This is a genomic window from Gordonia malaquae NBRC 108250 (assembly GCF_000344135.1).
Classification (GTDB): Bacteria; Actinomycetota; Actinomycetes; order Mycobacteriales; family Mycobacteriaceae; genus Gordonia; species Gordonia malaquae.
Map to the genome: position 1 here is coordinate 1 of NZ_BAOP01000035.1, position 20,281 is coordinate 20,281.

Here is a 20,281-nt window from a genome sequence, read left to right on the forward strand (position 1 = left end):
ATCCCAGGTCGACCACCCCAAATACTCACAGCGCAGCGAGTCGAAAGGTCTTGCACGCGAGGGCCTTTCGACTCGCAAGCTCGCTCAAGGAGCTGGGGTGTCGTGCTCGCTCAAGGAGCTGGGGTGTCGTGCTTGCTCGGGGTGCGGGGAGTCGCGCTCGCTCAAGGGGCAGCGGCCGCGTCGCTCAAGGGTGGGAAGACCGGTCACACGCACTGGTCGGACGTCTCGGACAGGCCTGACCTGTCGACGACGAGACGATTCCGGCCGGTGCGTTTTGCGTTGTAGAGCGCCGCGTCGGCGCGAGCCATCATTGCGTTCAGATCGTCGTCCTGGCAGACCACAGCCAGTCCTGCCGAAACAGTCACCGGCCGACGAGGGTCGGCCGATTCGATGCCTGCGGCAGCGACGACATCGACCATCATCTGTGCGGCCGCCTCGGCGTCGGTGATCGTTCCGGTGGTGATCAGTGCAGCGAACTCTTCTCCTCCCAATCGGTACAACGTCGCAGTCTCCGGTCCGTTGGCGGCGCCCACACTGGCGGCGATCCGCTGAAGGCAGCGGTCGCCCGCCGGGTGCCCGTAGGCGTCGTTGTACTGCTTCAAATGGTCGACGTCGAGCATCACTGCGGTGACGAGGGCGTCAGGGAACTCGCGCAGGAGTGTTTCCACGTCCTCGGTGAACTGGCGTCGGTTGGGCAGCCCTGTCACCGCGTCGACCCGAGCCGCGACTCGAAGCTCGTGCGATCTCCGCCAGTTGCGGTAGGCGACGGACTGCGCCCGGGTTCGTCGGAGGTCGGCGGCGCGAACCAGACGACGCCGGCCGACATCGTCACTCCAGCGTCGGCCCGACCCGATGGCAACTCGAGTGCGCCGATCCCGCTCCGGAGCCGCTCGGCGTCCTCGATCACCCCCGATCGACCCGAGCCAGACCACACCACGGCGAACTCCTCGCCCGACAACCGTGCTGCGAACACGCGTTCATCGGTGATCGAGCCGGTCAGGAACCGTCCAATCGTCCGGAGCGTGTCGTCGCCCGCGGCGTGTCCGAGTGCGTCGTTGAGGACTTTGAAGTCGTCGACGTCGAGAACCGCGAGAGCGACGGGGGAGTCCTCGGCCAGTGCCGCGGCTATTCGGGCGTCGAACGCCCGCCGATTGGCCAGGCCCGTCAGTGCATCCGTCATCGAGAGTTCGTCGAGTCGACGCTCGCGTTCCCACGTGAGCCGCGTCTGCTGCTCGTGGAACCGCGCAGAGATCAACGGGACCACGATGATGGCGCCGCTGGTCATGAGATCGAACAGACCCGGTCCGCTGCTCGGAACGGCGAACAGTTCGATGCCGGCGATCATGGCGAAGCCTGCGAGCATCGCGGGTACCAGGATCACGTAGCGAATGTGGACGATGAGCAGGCTGGCGAGAAATGCAACCGGCACGATGATCGGCAGAACGTCATGGCCGTCGTTCACTGCGACTGCCCGAATGACCATCAGCCACACGACGTCGATGTACACGGATGTGATGAAGAGCGCCGTCGACCATGTCGGAACTGCCCACCGAAAGCAACTGGCCAGTCTGAGTGCGTTGGCGAGCCCGAAACCGATCATCACTGACGGCCACGAGTTGACCATCGGCGCCGGGTCCTCGAACAACAACCGTTCGAACACGTACAGCCCGCCGACGGCGCCGAACATGATGATCGCGATCTCGGCCTTGTACCAGCGTCCGGCGTCGACGTATGCGGACATGAACTCGTCCGAACGGGGATTCACAGCACGACGAAGCATGACGAACGTGGACTTTCTGGAGGGAGGGAGTCGCGGTTCGTACGGGGCCGAGCCGCTGCCACAGTCTACGAGCCGTGCAGTGGCTCTCGCCCGGGGAGTCTCAGCTTCGCGCCACCGGTCGAATCGGCGCTGAAGCGCAGCCGTCAGTTCACAATCGGCGAGAGCGTTTCGCCGAGCAGGCCTACCCGTCCCGGAATGTGGCCGTTCGCCATCAGGTTCACCGAGAAGCCGTCGACGCCGGACTCCTTCAATGCTTCGAATCGTGCGCGGACCTCGTCGGGATCGCCGACGATCATGCTCGCGCGGCGTGGAGCCGCCTGCGGAGTCCGTGCGATGAAGGCGTCGGCCTCGGCGACCGCCTCGTCGTGCGTCGGTGCGATGCAGGCGTAGGTCTGCAGGCTGACGGTGATCTCCGAGCGATCGCGCCCGAGTCGCTCGCAGTGCTCGTCGAGCGCGGCGAGTTTGCGTCCGATGTCCTCCGGGGCGCAGATCAGATTCGACTCGTCGGCGTACTGGGCGACCATCCGCAACGTCTTGCGTTCGCCGCCGCCGCCGATCATCACCGGGATCCGCGACAGGGGAGCAGGTGAGTTGATCGCATCGCGGACCGTGTACCACTTGCCGTCGAGCGACGGACGCTCTCCGCGCAGCATGCCGAGCACGATGTGCAGCGACTCCTCGAGCCGTTCGAACCGATCCGTGAACGTGCCGAACGTGAACCCGAGCGCGTCGTGCTCCTGCTCGAACCAGCCTGCACCGATGCCGAGCTGCGCACGGCCGCCGGACACGACGTCGAGGGCGGTCACCGTCTTCGCGAGGAGCGCCGGCTCACGGTAGGTGTTACCGGTGACCAGCGCGGACAGTCGAACCTTCGAGGTGTGCTGCGCGAGCGCCGACAGCAGCGTGTAGCACTCGATCATCTCCTGGTCGGGAGTCCCGATCATCGGCAGCTGATAGAAGTGGTCCATCACGAACACGGTGTCGAAGCCTGACTCCTCTGCTTCGACGGCTTGCGCGACGATCGTCGCGAACAGCTTCTCCGCTGGAACGTCGGGGTAGGTGAAATTCGGGATCTGGTAACCGAGCAGCGTCATGCGACCACGCTACTCACTCATCGGGCTACGTGAGAGTGACGTCGGCCTTCTCGGTCGAGGCGAGGTCGGCGAGGCGCGGGTCGTCGGCGCCGCGCACCCAGACGAGCGACGCTCCGGCGAGCAGGGGAGCGGCGAAGTTCTCGACGATCCCGTCAGCGGTCGACCATGACCGTGTCGACACCACGCGTTGGCCGTCGGAGACGGTTGTCGGCGTCGACGCGACGGACGTGGTCGTCCGGTCGTCGACGGCGAGAGGACCTGCTCCGGACGGCCGGAACTGGTCGCCGTGCGTACGGACTGCGTCACCGAAGTCGTTGACCCCGATCGGCAGATCGCGGGCGCCCATCGCGAACGGATCGAGAGGTACCACGACGATCTCGTCTGCATCGTGGGCGTTCACTCCGTCGCGTGTCACGAACGCCACGAGCGGCTCGCCGTCGGAGTCCCCGACGAGGACGTGCGCGCCGGCCCACCACGCGCCGAGGAGGACCGCGGCGGTCTGCCAGTGTTCGGGGAGGTCGACGCGGACGGCGTCGCCGGGTGCCACGCCGATCTCGTCCCTCAGGTAGTTGGCGATCTTCGCCGCCCAATTGCCGAGCGTCGCGCCCGACAGCTCGGTGCGTTCGCCGGTGGCTTCGTCGTAGAAGGTGAACAGCGGTCGCGCATAGTCGGTGATGCGAGCGAGGACGAGTCCGGTGACGGTGTCGGTCATGGTGCCATCTTGGTCGACGACCGTCAGTTGACGCAGACCGGGCCGTCGGTGTCGGCCTTGATCACCGGACTGGTGGTGGCCGTCGACGAAGTGGTCGGGGACGCGGACTGGTCGTCCTGCCCCTGGTCGCCGGTCTGCACAATCGATCCCGCACCGGTGTACGTGTTGGTCAGCACAGCGCGAAGCTGGTCGTCGCCGAGGGACGAGTCCTCACGGATCTCGATGTTCCCGCCGAGATCCTTGACGAGTTGTTTGGCGGCGTCGCTGTCGGTGGACTTCGCGAACACGATCGAGTCGAACTCGTTGATCGGCTTCGACGACGTCGTGCCCTTCGTGTATCCGAGCCGCGCCAGGACCCCTGCGACGTTCGACGCCAGGCCGTCGACGGTGCCAGCGTTCACCACGTCCACCTTCACACCGTTGCGAGGGTTGGAGGGTGTCGACGGAGACGTCCTGCCGAGGAGTTTGGTGATGTACGTGTGCACAGCGTCCGGGTCGACGCCCAGAACGCTCTGGGTGCCGTCGTCGCTCCACGCTTGATCGTCCGCGATCGGGATGGTCGTGAACTTCACGTTGCCGCCGGAGAGGTCTTTCAACTGCTCGGCGAAGCTGATGATGTTCCATCCGTCGTCGATCATCACCGACCGGGACACGGCGTCCTGCAGTTCGCTGAGCTTGCCCGGGTCGGTGAGGGTCTGCGATGACAGGATCTTCTGGGCCAGCGACGCCATGTACACCTGCTGGCGAGTGATGCGGTCGAGGTCGCCGCGCGGAAGGTCGTGGCGCTGCCGGACGAAGCTGAGTGCTTCCGGACCGCTCAGCGTCTGACGCCCCTTGCGGAAGCGTGCACCCGAGAACGGTTCGTTCACTCGGTGCTTGAGGCAGACCTCGACGCCGCCGACCGCGTCGGTGAGCAGCGCGAATCCGAGCAGGCCGACCTCCGCGTAGTGATCGACGGTGACCCCGGTCAGGTTGGCGACCGAGTCGATGAGCGCCTGCCGTCCTGCCTTCGCGCCTGCGGCCTCTGCAGCCTCCTCCGAAGCGCCCGACTCCACTTCTCGGATGCGGACCTCCTCGCGGGTGGCGCCGTACGCCGCGTTGATCTTGCTCTTTCCCAGACCGGGGACCTCCACGTACGAGTCACGCGGAATCGACACCGCAGTGGCGGCGGATCCGTCGGTCGGGATGCGGATCAGCAGGATGGTGTCGGTGCTCGTCGTGATGTCGCCGGCCACGCGAAGCCACTTGAGCTCCTCGTCGGAGAGTGGATTGCCTTTGGCGTCGGTGCGCGAGTCGGTGCCGACCAGGAGCACGTCGATCGCGCCGTCGTCGCCGCCTTTGCCGAGTTCGATGTCGTCCAGGAGCGTCACAGCCGAGTTCAGCGAGTTGACGCGGCTCCAGCCGAACCCCGTCACCCCCAGCACGATCACTGTGAGCAAAGCGACGAACGACCGTCCGATGTACTTGGGTTTGACCCCTGCGACCGGACGCGTGGCCCACGTCGTGACGGCCTCGCGGAAGGAGCCGGGCGGCGTCTTCTTCGGCGCAGGCCTCCGGGGACCGGATTTCTTGGGCGTGCGCCCCGCATGCTCGGCCGTCGCGCGGCGACGGGGACGAGTGTGGATCTCTTCGGACGTCCGACGACGTGTGGCGCCGGTGTCGACCGGTGCGGGCCGACGTCGTCGAGGGCGCGACTCATCGCGGGGTCGAGGGCGCGACTCATCGCGGGGTCGGGGGCGCGCGTCGTCGCGGGACTGCGGGTCCCGGGCGTCTTCGCGTCGTTGATCCACGTGCTGAGCTGTCCCTTCGAGTCGGTGCGCCGCGTGGTCCCGCAGCTCCACTGCAGAGGATACGTGCGACCGCGGCCGGTGCCGCGGAGGCGGTCCCGGCGTGGTCGGCGTCGCGCGGTTGTGGGATACGGCACGATGGACCGCGTGAACTCGCCAGTCGTCTACGTCATCGGCGCCGCCGGGCAGCTCGGTTCGGCGCTGCTCGCCTCGCCCGCGCTTCCCTCGACCGTCGAGGTGATCGGTCTGACGTCGTCCGACGTGGACCTGACATCCGATGAGTCGGTCGCCCGGGCTCTCAACGGCCTGGACAAAGGCGACGTCGTGATCAACACCGCGGCGTTCACCGACGTCGACGGCGCGGAGACTGCCCGCGATGATGCCTTCGCGGTGAACTCCGACGGCCCGCGCAGACTTGCGGAGCGGACGGCGGCGGTCGGAGCCCGACTGGTGCACGTGTCCACCGACTACGTGTTCGGCCCCGACGTGCCGCACCGCCCGCTGACCGCAGACGACCGACATGAGAAGCCGCGCACCGTGTACGGCGCCTCGAAACTCGCCGGCGAGCTCGCGGCGGCTGCCGCCGATCCGTCGGTGATCGTGGTGCGGACCGCGTGGGTGTTCACCGGCAGGCCGCCGGTCCGCGACTTCGTGACGACCATGATCGCGCTCGAAGCGCAGCGCGAAACGCTCACCGTGGTGGACGACCAGACCGGGTCGCCGACATACGCTCCCGACCTCGCCGCCGGGCTGTGGGAGATCGTCGGTCGGTTGACCGACGACCCGTCGTCGATCGGCGGCGGAGTGCTGAATGCGACCAACGCGGGCCAGGGGACATGGTGTGATCTGGCCCGCGCCGTCTTCACCGCCATCGGTGCGGATCCCGAACGTGTCAGGCCCTGCACAACAGACGAATTCCCACGTCCCGCACCGCGTCCGGCGTATTCGGTGCTGTCCGGGCAGGCATGGTCGGATGCGGGTCTGACGCCGCTTCGGGAATGGCACGCCGCGCTCGCAGACGCGCTCAGCGGCGCACGATCGGGTTAGTCTGACGCGGTGACTGCTCCTTTCGGGGTGGTGACCGTGACCTATTCGTCCGGTGACTACCTCCACAACTTCCTGCGCACGCTCGCCGACGCGTCGACGCACACCGTGCCCGTCGTCATCGCCGACAACGGCTCCGACGACGGCGCACCCGAGAAGGCCGCCGCCGAGCACGACAACGTCACGCTCGTCGACAGCGGCGGCAACATCGGCTACGGCGCGGCGATGAATCGGGGTGTCGCTGAACTCGATCCCGACATCGAGTTCATCGTGATCGCGAACCCCGACGTCGAGTGGTCACCAGGTTCTCTGGACGAGCTCCTCGCCGCCGCCGCCCGTTGGCCCCGCGCCGGGAGCCTCGGCCCGTTGGTCACCGAGGTCGACGGGTCGGTGTATCCGTCGGCTCGCGCGGTGCCCGACCTGGTGTCGGGGACCGGCCACGCGATCCTGGGAACGGTCTGGAAGTCGAATCCGTGGACCAGGGCGTACCGCGACGGCGGCGTCGAGCCGGGCTCGACAACCGAGCGGCCCGTCGGTTGGCTGTCGGGCTCGTGCCTGCTCGTGCGGCGCAGCGCGTTCGAGAGCATCAACGGGTTCGACTCCCGCTATTTCATGTTCATGGAGGACGTCGACCTCGGTGATCGCCTCGGCCGTGCGGGTTGGCTCAACGTGTACGTTCCATCGGCTCGGGTTCTGCACGCGAAGAGTCACTCGGTGAGCAAGCATCCGGAGAAGATGATTCCGGCCCACCACGCCAGCGCGTACCGGTTCACTGCCGACCGGAATCCGGGTCCACTGCGGGCGCCGCTCCGGTTCGCCCTGCGCGCCGGACTCGCCGTGCGTTCGAAGATCGCCGTCTCTGCGGCCCTCCGCGAACAACGCCGCGCAGCCAAGTCTTGATCGATCCCACCAGACATCTGATGGAAGGAACACCACTGTGACCCCGTCTGTTCAAGCCCTCGTCCTCGTCGGGGGAAAGGGCACGCGGCTGCGGCCGCTCACTCTGTCGGCGCCCAAGCCGATGCTCCCGACAGCAGGCGCGCCGTTCCTCACCCACCTGCTGTCACGGATCCGTGAGGCGGGCATCACCGACGTCGTGCTGGGAACGTCCTACCAGGCGCAGGTGTTCGCCGAGCACTACGGCGACGGTTCGTCGCTCGGCCTCAACCTCACCTACATCACCGAGGAGCAGCCGCTCGGCACGGGCGGCGGCATCCGCAACGTGTACGACGCGCTGACCGCCGACACGGTGCTGGTGTTCAACGGCGACGTCCTCGGCGGCACCGACATCCGCGACGTGGTGCAAACGCATCGGGAGTCGGCGGCCGAGGTCACGCTGCACCTGGTGCGAGTCAAGGATCCGCGCGCGTTCGGCTGCGTGCCGACCGACGCATCGGGCCGCGTGACCGCGTTCCTGGAGAAGACGCAGGACCCGCCGACCAACCAGATCAATGCAGGCACGTACGTGTTCAACCGGAGCGTCATCGGCGAGATCCCCTCCGGTCGTCCGGTGTCGGTGGAGCGGGAGGTGTTCCCGTCGCTTCTCGCGCAGGGTCGCCACATCCACGCGCACGTCGACGACGCCTACTGGCGCGATATGGGGACCCCGGAGGACTTCGTTCGCGGATCGGCGGATCTGGTGCGCGGCATCGCTCCATCACCTGCGCTGGACAAGGCTTGCGGCGAGTCGCTCGTCCTCGACGGAGCGAACGTGGGCCGGGGCGCCGTCCTGATCGGCGGAACGGTCGTCGGTCGGGGAGCGACCATCGGTGCAGGCGCTCGCCTCGACGGAGCCGTGGTGTTCGACGGTGCGAGCATCGACGCCGGAGCCGTCGTCGAGCGCAGCATCGTGGGCTTCGACGCTCGCGTCGGTGAAGGTGCTCTCGTCCGCGACACCGTCATCGGAGACCGCGCTTCGATCGGCGCACGCTGCGAACTCCTCCGCGGCGCGCGCGTGTGGCCGGAGGTCACGATCCCCGAGAACGGAATCCGCTTCTCGACCGACGTCTAACCGTCACACCGACGGCTAGGGACCGCTGTCAGCGTGCCTTGGCCGCGGCGAGCAGCCCTGACCCGACAGGAATGACGGCCGGCAGGAACCGGTCGTCGTCGGCGACGATGCTCGCCGCCTCGCGGGCGGCGAGCGTCCGCGGGTCCTTGGCGGTCGGGTCGTCGATGGTGCCACCAGCTGAGGCGTTGTTGACCACCAGCAGTCCACCCGGGCGGAGAATGCGGACCGCTTCGGTGATGAACGCCGGGTACGACAGCAGCGGGCCGTCGACGAACACCAGGTCGTAGCTGGTGTCGGCGAGCCTTGTCAGAACGTCGGACGGTGCGCCGTTGATCAGACGGGTGCGGCCGGGCGCGATGTCTGCGTCGGCGAACGATTCGCGCGCCGCTCGATGATGCTCCGATTCGGGGTCGATCGTCGTCAGGATTCCGGTCGACGGCATGCCCGCGAGCAACCACAATCCGCCGACTCCCGTCCCGGTCCCGATCTCGACGACGTGCTGAGCGCCCGCGGTGCGGGCGAGAAGTGACAGCAACGCTCCGGTCGCCGGGCTGATCGCGGTGGCGCCGAGCTCTTCTGCGCGCAGCCGCGCGCCCACAAGAGCGTCGTCTTCGATGATGGCGGCCTCGGCGTAGGAGTTCAGGCGCGCGACAGGATCGGGCGAGCTCGTGTCAGTCATGTGAATGAGGGTGCCACACCGCTTGTCGGGCACTGTCACACCACGCCGGACCAGGGAGTTCTGCTTCCTCAGGAAACGCTCAGCCGCCTCTGGGGTCGCCCACATTCCGATAGGACAGGCTCATAGCCAATGGTCCGGAATATTGATCGCCCCACCGACGTTGCAGCGTCATACGAGACGACGTCTGCCGGTGTTCCCGCGAAGAAAGGAACTGGCACCAACCCGATGAGCCTTCCCCTGAGCACTTCCACCGATTCGACGCGAGATTCATTCCGCGGCACGGCGGGATTCGATGCGACCGGCGACAAGAACTTGATGCCGTCGTGGGATGAACTCGTCACCGAGCACGCAGACCGCGTGTACCGCCTCGCGTACCGACTGTCGGGCAATCAGCACGACGCCGAAGACCTGACGCAGGAGACCTTCATCCGCGTCTTCCGCTCGCTGACCAGCTACAAGGCGGGCACCTTCGAAGGGTGGCTCCACCGCATCACCACCAACCTGTTCCTGGACATGGTTCGTCGCCGCAGCAAGATCCGCATGGAGGCGCTGGAGTCGACGTACGACAAGATCCCGACCGACACGCCCGACCCGCAGCAGGCATACGCCGACGCGAATCTGGGCCCCGATCTCCAGGCCGCTCTGGACTCGCTCGCGCCCGAGTTCCGCGCAGCGATCGTCCTGTGCGACATCGAAGGATTGTCGTACGAGGAGGTCGGCGCGACGCTGGGCGTCAAGATGGGCACAGTCCGCAGTCGTATCCACCGCGGCCGCCAGGGCATCCGCGAGTTCCTCGCGGCACGCGGCCAGACTGACCGTCGCTCGGTCGCCGTCGCCAGTGAGGTCTGATCGCGTAAGCTGGGCCCGAACAGATCATCTGGGGTCGCGCGTGCGGCCACTGTCGGGAAGGGCGGCGCTCGTGGGCCTTGGTCACGCACGGCGTTCATCCAGCGATCGGTGGGCTCCGATCAGTTCGTCGATCGCCCCTAACCCGGACCACCGGCCATCATCGGAGTTCGCCTCGACTGAGCATCTCGCAGTGGAGGCCGTGGTCGCTTACGTGGACAACGAGCTGTCGCAGTCTGCGTCCAGTCGTGCCGACGCTCATCTCTCGATGTGTCCGCGATGTTCGGACGAGGTAGCGAATCAGGCTCGTGCGCGGTCGTTGCTGCGCGCGGGGAACGACGTGGCCGCACCTGCGTCCCTTCTCGGGCAGTTGTGCCAGATTCCTACACAGGAGATCGACATGCGTCGTGCAGGCCGTTTCAACCGTCGGGGCCGCTGACTCGTGACCGACCTCACACCGCAATCGCGTGACGAGGCTGTCTTCGGACGGCCGTCGGGTGTCACCGGCTCTTTCGACAAGTCCCCCGCTACGGAGCGTCCGCAACCGACGATCGCAGCGCCGGATCCAGTCCTGGGCGAGGCGTTCGGACGCCCAGACGGCGAGACGCAGACGCTCCAGCGTGATCCTCATGCGGTGCCGATCGACGAGACACCCGACGAGCCTGCCGACCCGTGGCGGGACCCGAGCGCCGGCGCGTCGTTGGACGCTCCCGCTCTGCAGCCGGTGGCGGCGGCCGAGCCGTCGACGCCCGGGCCGAAGCTCGGAATCCGTGACCTGCTGTCGGGTGAGCGCGTCCATGGCTGGGCGCTGGCGACGCTTGCGATGGTCGCACTGCTGATCGGCCTCGGCGGTGGTCTCATCGGGCGGTGGACCGCTGAGGTCGTCACACCGCTGAACTCAGACTCGGTCAAGCTCAACGTCGACGATTCGTCGAACGACAACAGTGAGGGCGCGACACGCGTGTCGCGAGTCGCCGGAGCGATGGCGAAGGCAGTCGTGACGATCGAGGTGCGCACCGCGACGAGCGGTGAGACCGGATCGGGCTTCGTCCTGGACAAGTCCGGGTACATCGCGACCAACAATCACGTCATCACCAGTGCCGCCACCGATCGCAGCGCGAAGCTGGAAGTCGTGTTCTCGGACCGGACGCGCATCCCCGCTCGGCTCGTCGGGCGCGACCCGAAGACGGACCTCGCCGTGATCAAAGTCGACAACGTCCAGAACCTGACCGTCTCGACTCTCGGCGACTCGTCGAAGCTCGAGATAGGAGAGGACGTCGTCGCGTTCGGTGCGCCGCTCGGTCTGGCGAAGACGGTGACTTCCGGGATCGTGAGTGCTGTCGATCGCCCGGTTCCGCTGCGTCCTGACGCGACGTCGGACACGGACGCGGTGATCAACGCGATCCAGACCGATGCGTCGATCAACCCCGGCAACTCGGGTGGCCCACTCGTGGACTCGAAGGCGCGTGTGATCGGTGTGAACACCGCGGCGCTCGCTCCGAGCGGCACCTCGATCGGTCTGGGGTTCGCGATCCCGATCAACGAGGCCAAGCCCGTCATCGAATCGCTGATCAAGAACGGCAAGATGAATCACCCGACGATCGGCGTCTCCGCGGCGACCGTGCGCAACGACAGGGTGTTCGGTGCTGCCGTACGCGATGTCGCGCAGGGGAGCCCGGCCGCTCGTGCCGGGCTCCGCGAAGGCGACGTGATCACGAATTTCAACGGCCGCGCCATCGAAGGAGCGGACGAGTTGACGGTTGCCGTCCGTACCTCGAAGATCGATGATGCGGTGAAGTTCACCTACTGGCGTGATGGTCGGACCTTCAACGGTTCGATCACGCCGGTCAGCGACTAGAAGATGATCGGGCGTTAACGATGTTCAGCAGTATCGGTTGGGGCGAGATCGTTGTGCTCTTGGCCGCAGGCCTGATCATTCTCGGCCCGGAGCGTCTGCCCGGCGCGGTGTCGTGGACGCTGCAGTCCATCCGGAAGGTCCGTGACTACGCCACCGGAGCGTCAGGCCAGCTCCGCGACGAGATGGGCACGGACTTCGAGCAGTTCCGTGAACCGATCCAGCAGATCAACGAACTGCGCCAGATGACTCCCAAGGGCATCGTCACCAAGCACCTCCTCGGTGGGGACTCGACTGCGGTCGACGACCTCGGCCGTTCGGTCCGCGACACTCTCGACATCCAAGGAGTCGGTGCCGCTCCGGATCAGTCCATTGCAGCCCCCTCAGACTCTCCGGGCCCTGATCTGACCAAGCTCGGCTCACCAGCCACCCCGTCCGGAACCTCTGGCCCATCCACCGTGAAGCGGACCCACGACTACACCGACTGGGACGCCACCTAGATCACTCCGGCATCCGATCGATCGTCGCTCTCGTGAACGCGATCGCCCGTTCGCAGAGTTGCTCTCTGTTGAGGGGATGAGTTCCGCTATGGCTTGCGGTGGAAATAACAGTGGCCGTGCCTGACTCGACGTAGGTCGCGCAATAGCCTTCAAACGAGTAGACATGGATCCCGACTCTTCGGCTAGCAATCAATATGTCGTCGAGCCAAGAGTCCTGTGGCCCCGAGCGTCGGGCCTTTGCTGCATCGAGACCTTTGCCGTTGCCAACCGTTTGACTGATACTCGGGGGAATATCTGTGCCTGTTTCCTCGTATGTCCAGATGCAGCCGCGAAGCGTTTGACCATTTGTTTTCGCAGCGTCGCGCACGGACCTCGCGTCGATGTTTAGTCGCGATAGATCCCGGAGCTGGACCCCCGTGCATGGTTCGTATTCTGTTCCGTCGTTGGCTGTGTTCCAGCGTTGTGAGTGTTTGGTAGTGAACGGCAGTCGGACTCCTCTGTCGTCGACCTGTCGTATGCCTTGAACGGGGATTGCGGAGCCGTCGATGGAACACGACGTTAGTGCAGCCACGAGGAGTGCCAACAGGCCTGCGCAAATGCGTCGAATGAGCGTCATCGAGGTGGTGTACGGAACTGGCTTGCTGATTCAGCATCAGCGGTCGCAAGAGTGCTTTCGGCGCTGCGTGCGGTAGCCTCGAGCGTTGAAGCTTCTGCGCTGTATTCGCTTAGCCTCTGGACGCCGGCCGAAACGAGATCCCTCAGCCGGGTGTAGACCTCAGTTCCCTCTTCGCAGCCGATTCCGAAGTAGTTATGTCCGACGAGGTTGTCGAGTGCCTGGCCCAGGTTGGCGAGATCTTTCTTAGCGTCTTGGGCCACTTGAACCCGATGCTGCCATTTACTGCGTTCGTACGCGAACTTGCTCATGACGACTCCTGTCGGGCGGACCCTCTACTAGTTAGACGCACGGAACGTGGGTTCGGTTCCATGGACACGCGAGTTCGGGCGGGGCTATATGCCGAGGGCCTTGGTGGTTGCGACATGGAAGTACATGGCAAGCATGCAGAGGGTTTCGCGGTTGCCGCTCGGTCCTTCTGCTGTAGTCGTCACGACTGCTGCGCTGTGTGTGAACTGAGCTGAGCAGGAACTCTCCGAACCATCGTCAGAGCCGTGGGGCACGACGTCGGTCGGCTCCGGACTCGCACTGTCCGAGTCGGTGACAACCTGTTGGATGGTGACCACGTCGCGAAACTCTGGCGTGCTGTACGTCCAACGGCAACCGCGGTCGGCGGCATCGGAGGTCTCGGCGTCCTCCGCTGAGGACGGATCGATCATCAGTTCCCGGAGAGTCTCTTCCGCGAGTCCGGTGCACGGTTCAAATGTCGTTCCGTCGTTCTTGTCGTTCCAACGGCGAGGGTGCGTCACCCGGAACGGAAGTTCACGGCCCTGATCGTCGGTCTGACGTGCCGCACCGGGAAAGAGCCCGGGAACGGCCCCGCCGCCTTCGCCGCATCCAGCGACGGCAACGGCAATCGTGACCATGAGAATGAGGACTCCTGGCTTCATGGCGCCTCCTTCAGGTTCCCAGGCGCGTTGTTCGCACCGTGGGGCACATAAGGTTGGACGCGCGGAATCGCCATTCGGTTCCGGGACACGCCGTATGACCACACGTTGATCGACTCAGACCAGAGGCGTTCCAAGCCAGTGTGCAGGACGCTTCGACTCGCTTCGCTCGCTCAACGAGCAGAAAGGTCCCTGCTCAACGAGCAGTTGGGGTCGCCGACTGGCGAGCAGGGAGTCTTGAGCGCCAGGCGTTCAGTGGCGGGTGGTGTCGATCCCGAGGCTCATACCTGCCAGACCGCGGCGGCGGACGGCGAGTTTGTCCGCGATCGCGCGAAGCGCCGAACCGGAGGCCGAGTCGGGCTTGGCGAGGACGACGGGGTTGCCGGCGTCGCCGCCTTCGCGGAGGTCCTGTTCGAGCGGGACCTGTCCGAGAAGCTCAACCGGCGCGCCGACCGCCCGGGTCAACCGCTCGGCGACCTGCGCGCCTCCGCCGGAACCGAACGGTTCCATGCGGGACCCGTCGGGCAGTTCCATCCACGACATGTTCTCGACGACGCCCAAGACCTTCTGGCGGGTCTGGAGCGCGATCGCGCCAGCGCGCTCGGCGACTTCGGCCGCCGCCTGCTGCGGTGTCGTGACGACGAGGATCTCGGCGCCCGGAATCAGCTGCGCGATGGAGATCGCGACGTCGCCGGTGCCCGGCGGGAGGTCGAGGAGGAGGACGTCGAGGTCGCCCCAGTACACGTCGGCGAGGAACTGCTGGAGCGCGCGGTGCAGCATCGGTCCGCGCCACGTGACCGGGGTGTTCCCGTCCGTGAACTGACCGATCGAGATGAACTTCACGCCATGGCTCTGCGGCGGCATGATCATCGACTCGACCTGCGTCGGCTTGGCATCGCTGCCGAGCATGCGGGGCACGCTGTGGCCGTAGATGTCGGCGTCGAGAACACCGACCGACAGCCCACGGTCGGCGAGTGCGGTGGCGAGGTTGACCGTCACGCTCGACTTGCCGACACCGCCCTTGCCCGACGCGATGGCGTACACGCGGGTCATGTTGCCGGGCTTGGCGAACGGGATCTCGGGCTCAGCTTTGTCACCGCGGAGCTTCTTACGGAGCTCGGTGCGCTGTTCGTCGTCCATCACGTCGAGTTCGACGCGGACGGCGCCCACGCCCGGGACGTCCGACACCGCGTTCGACACCCGATCGGAGATCTCGGTGCGCAGCGGGCAACCCGACGTCGTCAGGTAGATGCCGACGTCGACGCTGCCGTCGTCGGCGATGGCGACGGATTTCACCATGCCGAGGTCCGTGATCGGTTTTCCGATCTCCGGGTCGGAGACCTTGCTGAGCGCCGAACGGACGGCTGATTCGGTTGGCGTACCGGCTGTAGTCACAACATCCACTCTAGTTCCCGCTCGTGGAACCGATCAGGGCGGCTCACGCCGCGGCGAACTGGGTCCGGTACAGCTCCGCGTAGCGACCGTCAGCGGCGAGGAGCGTGGCGTGGTCGCCTCGTTCGACGATCCGCCCGCCTTCGACGACGGCGATCTCGTCCGCCGCCCGAATAGTGGACAGGCGGTGCGCGATCACGAGCGACGTGCGGCCGTGCAGGGCCTCGCTGAGGGCTTCGGCGACGGCGGCCTCCGACGCCGAGTCCAGGTGGGCGGTGGCCTCGTCGAGGATCACGACGGCAGGTTTGGCCAACAGCAGCCGAGCGATCGTCAACCGTTGGCGTTCCCCGCCTGAGAGGCGGTACCCGCGCTCGCCGACCACGGTGTCGAGGCCGTTGGGCAGCGCGCGGACCAATTCGTCGAGTCGAGCGCGGCGCAGCGCGGACCACAGGTCGTCCTCGACCGCCTCTGGACGCGCGAGCGCGAGGTTTGCGCGCACCGTGTCGTGGAACAGGTGCCCGTCCTGGGTGACGAGCCCGACCGCGCGATGAACGGAGGCCGCAGTGAGGTCTCGGACATCGACACCGTTGAGAGTGATCGAGCCGGAGTCGACGTCGTACAACCGCGTCGCGAGAGACGCGATCGTCGACTTGCCTGCTCCGGAACTGCCGACCAACGCGACCATCGACCCGGCGCGGACGTCGAGGTCGACACCGTGCAGGACCTCCGATCCGCCACGGGGATCGAGTTGAGCGACCTCCTCGAGCGACGCCAGCGACACCTTGTCGGCAGACGGGTAGGTGAACGACACGTCGTCGAACCGAAGGCTGACACCGCCGTCCGCTGCCGGAACAGGGACCGCGTCGGGACGGTCGGCGATGAGCGGCTTGAGGTCGAGGACCTCGAAGACGCGCTCGAAGCTGACCAGCGCACTCATCACCTCGACCCGCGCATTCGCCAACGCCGTCAGCGGTGCGTACATCCGAGTCAACAGGAGCGCGAGCGACACCACGGCGCCGGCGGAAAGGTGCTGGTGCACGGCGAGCCAGCCGCCGAGGCCGTAGACCAGAGCCAACGCGAGGGCCGACACCAGCATCAACGCGGTGAAGAAGTAGGTCTGCAGCATCGCCTGTCGAACACCGATGTCGCGGACGGCGTCGGCGCGTTCAGCGAACTCGGCGGACTCGCGATCCGGGCGGCCGAACAGTTTGACCAGCGTCGCTCCGGGGGCGGAGAAACGCTCGGTCATCTGCGTCGACATCCGTGCGTCGTACTCGGCGCTCTCACGTGCCAGCCCGGCCATCCGGCGTCCCATGCGGCGCGCGGGTATGACGAACACCGGGAGCAGGACGAGGGAGAGCACGGTGATCTGCCAACTGATCGCGAACATCACACCGAGGGTGAGGATCAGGGTGACGAAGTTCGACACCACGCCGGACAACGTGTCGCTGAACGCCCGCTGAGCTCCGATGACGTCGTTGTTGAGGCGGCTGACCAGGGCTCCCGTCCGGGTGCGGGTGAAGAATGCGACGGGCATCTTCTGCACGTGATCGAAGACGGCTCGCCGCAGGTCGAGGATCAGGCCCTCGCCGATGTTGGCCGACAGCCACCGGGTGCCGATGCCGGTTGCGGCTTCGGTGACGGCGATGACCGCGATCATCGCCGCGAAGAAGACGATGGTTCCGGCGGCCGCGGGGTCGGCGTCAGTGATGAGGTTGACCACCCGGCCCGCGAGGAGCGGCGTCGCCACGGTGAGGAGAGCGGTGACGACCGACAAGGCGAGGAAGACGACGATGCGACGGCGGTGGGGGCGTGCGAAGTCAAGGATCCGCCGCAGTGTGGCCCGACGATCGGCCTTCGACCGTGCGTCGGGCGTGTGCATCGAGTTGTACATGACGTCCCACGCCACCGATTCCATACTCATGGAACCGATCTCACTACATCAAGTGCACTTGAGGTCAAGAAACAGCAGGGCGACGGAGTCAGTTCGCCTTCGCAGACGGCTTGGGGGCAGGCTTCTTCGGCGACGGCTTGGGCGCCGGGGCGGGCATCGGCGGAAGGCAGATGACGCCGAGGCACTGCTGAGTCTGCTTGGGCTTCGTCGTGGAAGGGGGAGTGGACGGCTTCTTCGACGACGGGCCGGTCGACGGCTTGTCGTTCTTCGCCTTGTCCTTGTCCTTGTCGTCCTTCTTCGGCTTCGGCGGTGTCGTCATGTCCGGAATCGGCGTGGTCGGCATGACGCCGACCGCATACGCCGCAGCCCACCCGAGCACGTTGTTCGCGTAGGCCGCGGAATGGTTGTACCGCATCACGTTCGAGACCTTCGTCGCGTCGGCCATGAAGTCGGTGACGCCCGAGCACAGGTAGCGGCCTGCGGACAGGGTCGCGTCGAAGATGTTGTCGGGATCGGCTTTCCCGTCGCCGTTGGCGTCGGTGCCCCACGACTTCCAGGTGCTCGGAATGAACTGCATCGGGCCCATGGCACGGTCGTGTCCGCGGTCGCCGTCGAGGGCTCCGCCGTCCGAGTCGGTGATCACGGCGTTGCCTGCCAGCGATCCGTCGAGGACAGGGCCGCGGACCGCAGTGAGCGAGTCGCCGTACGCGTTGACATTGCCGTTACCCGCGTGGCCGGACTCGATGCGCCCGATTCCAGCGAGCAGGAACCACGGCAGCTTGCACGCCGGAGTCTCGGCGGCGACACGTGTGGCGGCCAGCTTGTACGCCTTCAGCACGATTCCGGGAATGCCCAGCGGGCCTGCAGGCAGATTCGCTGCGATCCGGAACTGGGCTGCGGCGTCGGCTGCCTGATCGGCGGGATCGGCGGGCGGCGCGAAGCCGATGAGGCGAGTCTCGGCGCCGGGAACCGCCCGGGCGACGTCGTCGGCAGCGAGAGTCTGCGAATCCGAGGTGAGCATCGAAGGACCGAAGTTCACCGGTGCGGCCGCTGACACGCCCGACGGCGAACCCGCGCTTACCCCACCCAGCAGCACTGCGCCGACGGCGACTGCACCGACTCCGACCGCCAGACCGCGACGCGGCACATGCACGCCGTCAGGTCCGCTCCGCAGCAAACTCATCCCCAGGTCCCCACCATCGTGTGTCGTTACCGTGGAAACGGGTGATCATGTGACACGATCGACCCCCACGACTGTGAGTCAGCATACAGGTGCGGTCCTGGTGGCCGCTGACCTAATCGCGCGAACGGTCAGCATCCTCCGCGTTCTGCATCTTCACGACGATGCGGTCGGCTATCTCGTCGACGAGGTCGTCGAGTTCCCGGCGCAGGTAGTCGCGGGTGACGGTGTCGCCGACAGCCAGTCGGACTGCGGCGAGTTCACGTGCGAGGAACTCGGTGTCGTCCTTGGTCTGCGCGGCCCGTCTGCGGTCCTCGTCGAGCGAGATGCGGTCTCGATTCTCCTGCCGGTTCTGAGCGAGAAGGATCAGCGGTGCCGCGTACGCGGCCTGCGTCGAGAACGCCAGGTTCAGCAGAATGAACGGGTACGGATCCCATTCGAACGCGAAGACCCCGATGTTCAAGAAGATCCAGACGATCACGATCACGGTCTGAATCAGCAGGTAGCGGCCGGTGCCGAGGAATCTCGCGACACGTTCGGCGTACACGCCGACGACATCGGAATCCAGATTGAAGCGGAAACGGCTGTGAGTCTCGGCCGGTGTGTCGATCTGACGAGGGCTCACTGGGCCTGCCCTTCTGGATCGTTGTCACGCCAGTCTGCGGGAAGCAGTGCGTCGAGGAGGTCGTCGACGGCGACCGCGCCCAAGAGATGTGAGGCGTCGTCGACCACCGGCGCCGACACCAGATTGTATGTGGCGAAGAAGCGGGTCATCGTCTCCAGGGAGTCGCCGGGGTGCAGGCGGGGCATCTCCGTGTCGAGGATGCCGCCGATCAAGTTCGCGGGTGGTTCGCGCAACAGGCGTTGCGTGTGCACACAACCGAGGAACTTGCCGGTCGGGGTGTTCGTCGGTGGTCGGACGACGAACACCATGCTTGCGGCCGCCGAATTGATGTCGGGGTCGCGGACGCGGGCCAACGCCTCCGACACCGTCGCGTTCGCCGTCAGGATCAGCGGTTCGGGGGTCATCACGCCACCGGCGGTGTCGGGGGAGTGCTGAAGCAGTCGGCGCACCGACTCGGACTCCTCGGGGTCCATCTGGGACAGCAGTGCCTCGGCCTCGGACACGGGCAGGTCGGCGACGAGGTCGGCCACGTCGTCGGGGTCCATCGCCTCGAGGACGTCGCCGGCGCGTTCGGGTTTGAGGCTGGCGAGGACTTCACTCTGATCATCGGTCGACATCTCCTGCAGGACGTCTGCGAGGCGTTCGTTGTCCAAGGCGGCCGCGATCTCGTTGCGTCGCTTGTCCGGGAGCTCGCGCAACGCGTTCGCGACGTCGGCAGCGCGCATCTTCTCGAACTGGATGAGGGCGCGTTCCACGCCCTGACCGGGCCTGGCCAGTTCGAGCCGGGTCATGCCGACGATGTGCCGCCAGTCGATGACGGCTGTCTCGCCGCGTCGCCTGAACCCCTTGCGCATGGAACGGACCGCCACGCGAGAGACCATCCAGTCGCGGTTGCGGTTCCGTTCGATCCCGATGTCGGTGACGGTCAGATCCACGTCGTGAAGGTCGGGATGGTCGGGGTCGTCGGTCCGGACGCGGCTGTCGAGGACCTGCCCGACGGCCAGGGCCTCGTTCGGCCGCATGCTGAGTTTGCGCAGGTTGACGTGACCTGTCGTCAGGGTCACGGCGTCCGGTTCGATGCTTGTCACCCGCAACATCGGAACGAAGATTCGGCGGCGAGTGGTCAGTTCGACGGCCAGCCCGAGCGCACGAGGCTGTTGACCGGGCAGATGCATGGATATGACGACGTCGCGCACGCGGCCGATCGATTCACCATCCGGGCCGAGGACTGCGAGGCCGACTAGTCTGGCAACGAAGACCTTCTGGGGGTGCGTCATGCACACAAGCCTAGAAGGAACTGCGCACCAGCACAGTCGAGGAGG

21 protein-coding genes are annotated in these 20,281 nt (G+C 66.3%); 7 read left to right on the forward strand and 14 right to left on the reverse strand.

Annotated elements, in window-relative coordinates:
- Positions 1-203: 203 nt before the first annotated feature.
- The 5 genes from GM1_RS18040 to GM1_RS18060 all read right to left on the reverse strand — a co-directional run bounded on the left by GM1_RS18040 (position 204) and on the right by GM1_RS18060 (position 5,376).
- Positions 204-707 (reverse strand): GGDEF domain-containing protein, encoded by a 504-nt coding sequence (locus GM1_RS18040; RefSeq protein WP_008381224.1) that lies wholly within the window; start codon positions 705-707, stop codon positions 204-206.
- Positions 704-1,765 carry a GGDEF domain-containing protein gene (locus tag GM1_RS21735; protein WP_157436169.1) on the reverse strand — a complete coding sequence of 354 codons (1,062 nt, stop codon included), beginning with the start codon at positions 1,763-1,765 and terminating at the stop codon, positions 704-706. Before GM1_RS21735 ends, GM1_RS18040 begins: the two co-directional genes overlap by 4 nt.
- A gap of 158 nt (positions 1,766-1,923) precedes the next feature.
- Complete coding sequence (locus tag GM1_RS18050) at positions 1,924-2,874, reverse strand: LLM class F420-dependent oxidoreductase (protein ID WP_008381228.1); 951 nt, start codon at positions 2,872-2,874, stop codon at positions 1,924-1,926.
- 25 nt (positions 2,875-2,899) lie between these two features.
- Positions 2,900-3,586, reverse strand: coding sequence for a TIGR03089 family protein (locus tag GM1_RS18055; protein WP_008381230.1), 687 nt, complete (start codon positions 3,584-3,586; stop codon positions 2,900-2,902).
- Positions 3,587-3,609: 23 nt separating this feature from the next.
- Complete coding sequence (locus tag GM1_RS18060; protein WP_008381232.1) at positions 3,610-5,376, reverse strand: LCP family protein; 1,767 nt, start codon at positions 5,374-5,376, stop codon at positions 3,610-3,612.
- A 135-nt stretch (positions 5,377-5,511) separates the two neighbouring features.
- Here GM1_RS18060 and rfbD point away from each other — a divergent pair, with 135 nt between their 5' ends.
- The 3 genes from rfbD to manB are packed head-to-tail and all read left to right on the forward strand — an operon-like array spanning position 5,512 to position 8,428.
- A complete protein-coding gene (rfbD, locus tag GM1_RS18065; protein ID WP_008381233.1) occupies positions 5,512-6,420 on the forward strand; it encodes a dTDP-4-dehydrorhamnose reductase in 909 nt (302 codons plus the stop codon).
- Between the two features lie 9 nt (positions 6,421-6,429).
- Positions 6,430-7,317, forward strand: a complete 888-nt coding sequence (locus GM1_RS18070) for a glycosyltransferase family 2 protein (protein WP_008381234.1) — start codon at positions 6,430-6,432, stop codon at positions 7,315-7,317.
- A gap of 37 nt (positions 7,318-7,354) precedes the next feature.
- The gene (gene manB / locus GM1_RS18075; protein WP_008381235.1) at positions 7,355-8,428 is read left to right on the forward strand and encodes a mannose-1-phosphate guanylyltransferase; all 1,074 of its coding nucleotides are present in this window, start codon (positions 7,355-7,357) and stop codon (positions 8,426-8,428) included.
- Positions 8,429-8,456: 28 nt separating this feature from the next.
- Here manB and GM1_RS18080 read toward each other — a convergent pair whose 3' ends face one another.
- A complete protein-coding gene (locus tag GM1_RS18080; RefSeq protein ID WP_008381236.1) occupies positions 8,457-9,107 on the reverse strand; it encodes an O-methyltransferase in 651 nt (216 codons plus the stop codon).
- Positions 9,108-9,332: 225 nt separating this feature from the next.
- On the opposite strand from GM1_RS18080, the gene sigE reads away from it, so the two are divergent.
- The 4 genes from sigE (at position 9,333) to tatB (ending at position 12,308) form a co-directional block, all read left to right on the forward strand.
- Complete coding sequence (gene sigE, locus GM1_RS18085; protein ID WP_040520649.1) at positions 9,333-9,956, forward strand: RNA polymerase sigma factor SigE; 624 nt, start codon at positions 9,333-9,335, stop codon at positions 9,954-9,956.
- Positions 9,957-10,155: 199 nt separating this feature from the next.
- Positions 10,156-10,392 carry an anti-sigma factor family protein gene (locus tag GM1_RS23020; protein ID WP_223291366.1) on the forward strand — a complete coding sequence of 79 codons (237 nt, stop codon included), beginning with the start codon at positions 10,156-10,158 and terminating at the stop codon, positions 10,390-10,392.
- Positions 10,393-10,395: 3 nt separating this feature from the next.
- Entirely contained in the window at positions 10,396-11,811 is a 1,416-nt protein-coding gene (locus GM1_RS18095; protein ID WP_008381247.1) for a S1C family serine protease, read from the forward strand.
- A gap of 20 nt (positions 11,812-11,831) precedes the next feature.
- A complete protein-coding gene (gene tatB, locus GM1_RS18100; protein WP_008381248.1) occupies positions 11,832-12,308 on the forward strand; it encodes a Sec-independent protein translocase protein TatB in 477 nt (158 codons plus the stop codon).
- A 1-nt stretch (position 12,309) separates the two neighbouring features.
- Here the strand turns inward: tatB and GM1_RS23295 are convergent, their stop codons facing one another.
- The 8 genes from GM1_RS23295 to GM1_RS18130 form a co-directional block, all read right to left on the reverse strand.
- Positions 12,310-12,924 carry a DUF3558 family protein gene (locus tag GM1_RS23295; RefSeq protein WP_081604328.1) on the reverse strand — a complete coding sequence of 205 codons (615 nt, stop codon included), beginning with the start codon at positions 12,922-12,924 and terminating at the stop codon, positions 12,310-12,312.
- A complete protein-coding gene (locus tag GM1_RS22475) occupies positions 12,921-13,232 on the reverse strand; it encodes a hypothetical protein (RefSeq protein WP_008381249.1) in 312 nt (103 codons plus the stop codon). The genes GM1_RS23295 and GM1_RS22475 overlap by 4 nt, the downstream gene beginning before the upstream one ends.
- A gap of 84 nt (positions 13,233-13,316) precedes the next feature.
- Positions 13,317-13,871, reverse strand: a complete 555-nt coding sequence (locus tag GM1_RS21740) for a DUF3558 domain-containing protein (protein ID WP_008381250.1) — start codon at positions 13,869-13,871, stop codon at positions 13,317-13,319.
- 249 nt (positions 13,872-14,120) lie between these two features.
- Complete coding sequence (locus GM1_RS18110; RefSeq protein WP_008381251.1) at positions 14,121-15,263, reverse strand: Mrp/NBP35 family ATP-binding protein; 1,143 nt, start codon at positions 15,261-15,263, stop codon at positions 14,121-14,123.
- A gap of 43 nt (positions 15,264-15,306) precedes the next feature.
- Entirely contained in the window at positions 15,307-17,184 is a 1,878-nt protein-coding gene (locus tag GM1_RS18115) for an ABC transporter ATP-binding protein (protein WP_040520636.1), read from the reverse strand.
- 58 nt (positions 17,185-17,242) lie between these two features.
- The gene (locus GM1_RS18120; RefSeq protein WP_008381253.1) at positions 17,243-18,337 is read right to left on the reverse strand and encodes a lytic transglycosylase domain-containing protein; all 1,095 of its coding nucleotides are present in this window, start codon (positions 18,335-18,337) and stop codon (positions 17,243-17,245) included.
- Between the two features lie 112 nt (positions 18,338-18,449).
- Positions 18,450-18,959, reverse strand: a complete 510-nt coding sequence (locus GM1_RS18125) for a DUF1003 domain-containing protein (protein ID WP_008381254.1) — start codon at positions 18,957-18,959, stop codon at positions 18,450-18,452.
- Positions 18,956-20,236, reverse strand: a complete 1,281-nt coding sequence (locus tag GM1_RS18130) for a magnesium transporter MgtE N-terminal domain-containing protein (RefSeq protein WP_008381267.1) — start codon at positions 20,234-20,236, stop codon at positions 18,956-18,958. The genes GM1_RS18125 and GM1_RS18130 overlap by 4 nt, the downstream gene beginning before the upstream one ends.
- Positions 20,237-20,281 lie beyond the last annotated feature (45 nt).

Coding starts and splice junctions, on each gene's coding strand:
- GM1_RS18050 (WP_008381228.1), bottom strand. CDS start 2,874: ATGACGCTGCTCGGTTACCAGATCCCGAATTTCACCTACCCCGACGTT.
- GM1_RS18055 (WP_008381230.1), bottom strand. CDS start 3,586: ATGACCGACACCGTCACCGGACTCGTCCTCGCTCGCATCACCGACTAT.
- rfbD (WP_008381233.1), top strand. CDS start 5,512: ATGGACCGCGTGAACTCGCCAGTCGTCTACGTCATCGGCGCCGCCGGG.
- GM1_RS18080 (WP_008381236.1), bottom strand. CDS start 9,107: ATGACTGACACGAGCTCGCCCGATCCTGTCGCGCGCCTGAACTCCTAC.
- sigE (WP_040520649.1), top strand. CDS start 9,333: ATGAGCCTTCCCCTGAGCACTTCCACCGATTCGACGCGAGATTCATTC.
- tatB (WP_008381248.1), top strand. CDS start 11,832: ATGTTCAGCAGTATCGGTTGGGGCGAGATCGTTGTGCTCTTGGCCGCA.
- GM1_RS23295 (WP_081604328.1), bottom strand. CDS start 12,924: ATGACGCTCATTCGACGCATTTGCGCAGGCCTGTTGGCACTCCTCGTG.
- GM1_RS22475 (WP_008381249.1), bottom strand. CDS start 13,232: ATGAGCAAGTTCGCGTACGAACGCAGTAAATGGCAGCATCGGGTTCAA.
- GM1_RS21740 (WP_008381250.1), bottom strand. CDS start 13,871: ATGAAGCCAGGAGTCCTCATTCTCATGGTCACGATTGCCGTTGCCGTC.
- GM1_RS18115 (WP_040520636.1), bottom strand. CDS start 17,184: ATGAGTATGGAATCGGTGGCGTGGGACGTCATGTACAACTCGATGCAC.
- GM1_RS18120 (WP_008381253.1), bottom strand. CDS start 18,337: ATGAGTTTGCTGCGGAGCGGACCTGACGGCGTGCATGTGCCGCGTCGC.
- GM1_RS18130 (WP_008381267.1), bottom strand. CDS start 20,236: ATGACGCACCCCCAGAAGGTCTTCGTTGCCAGACTAGTCGGCCTCGCA.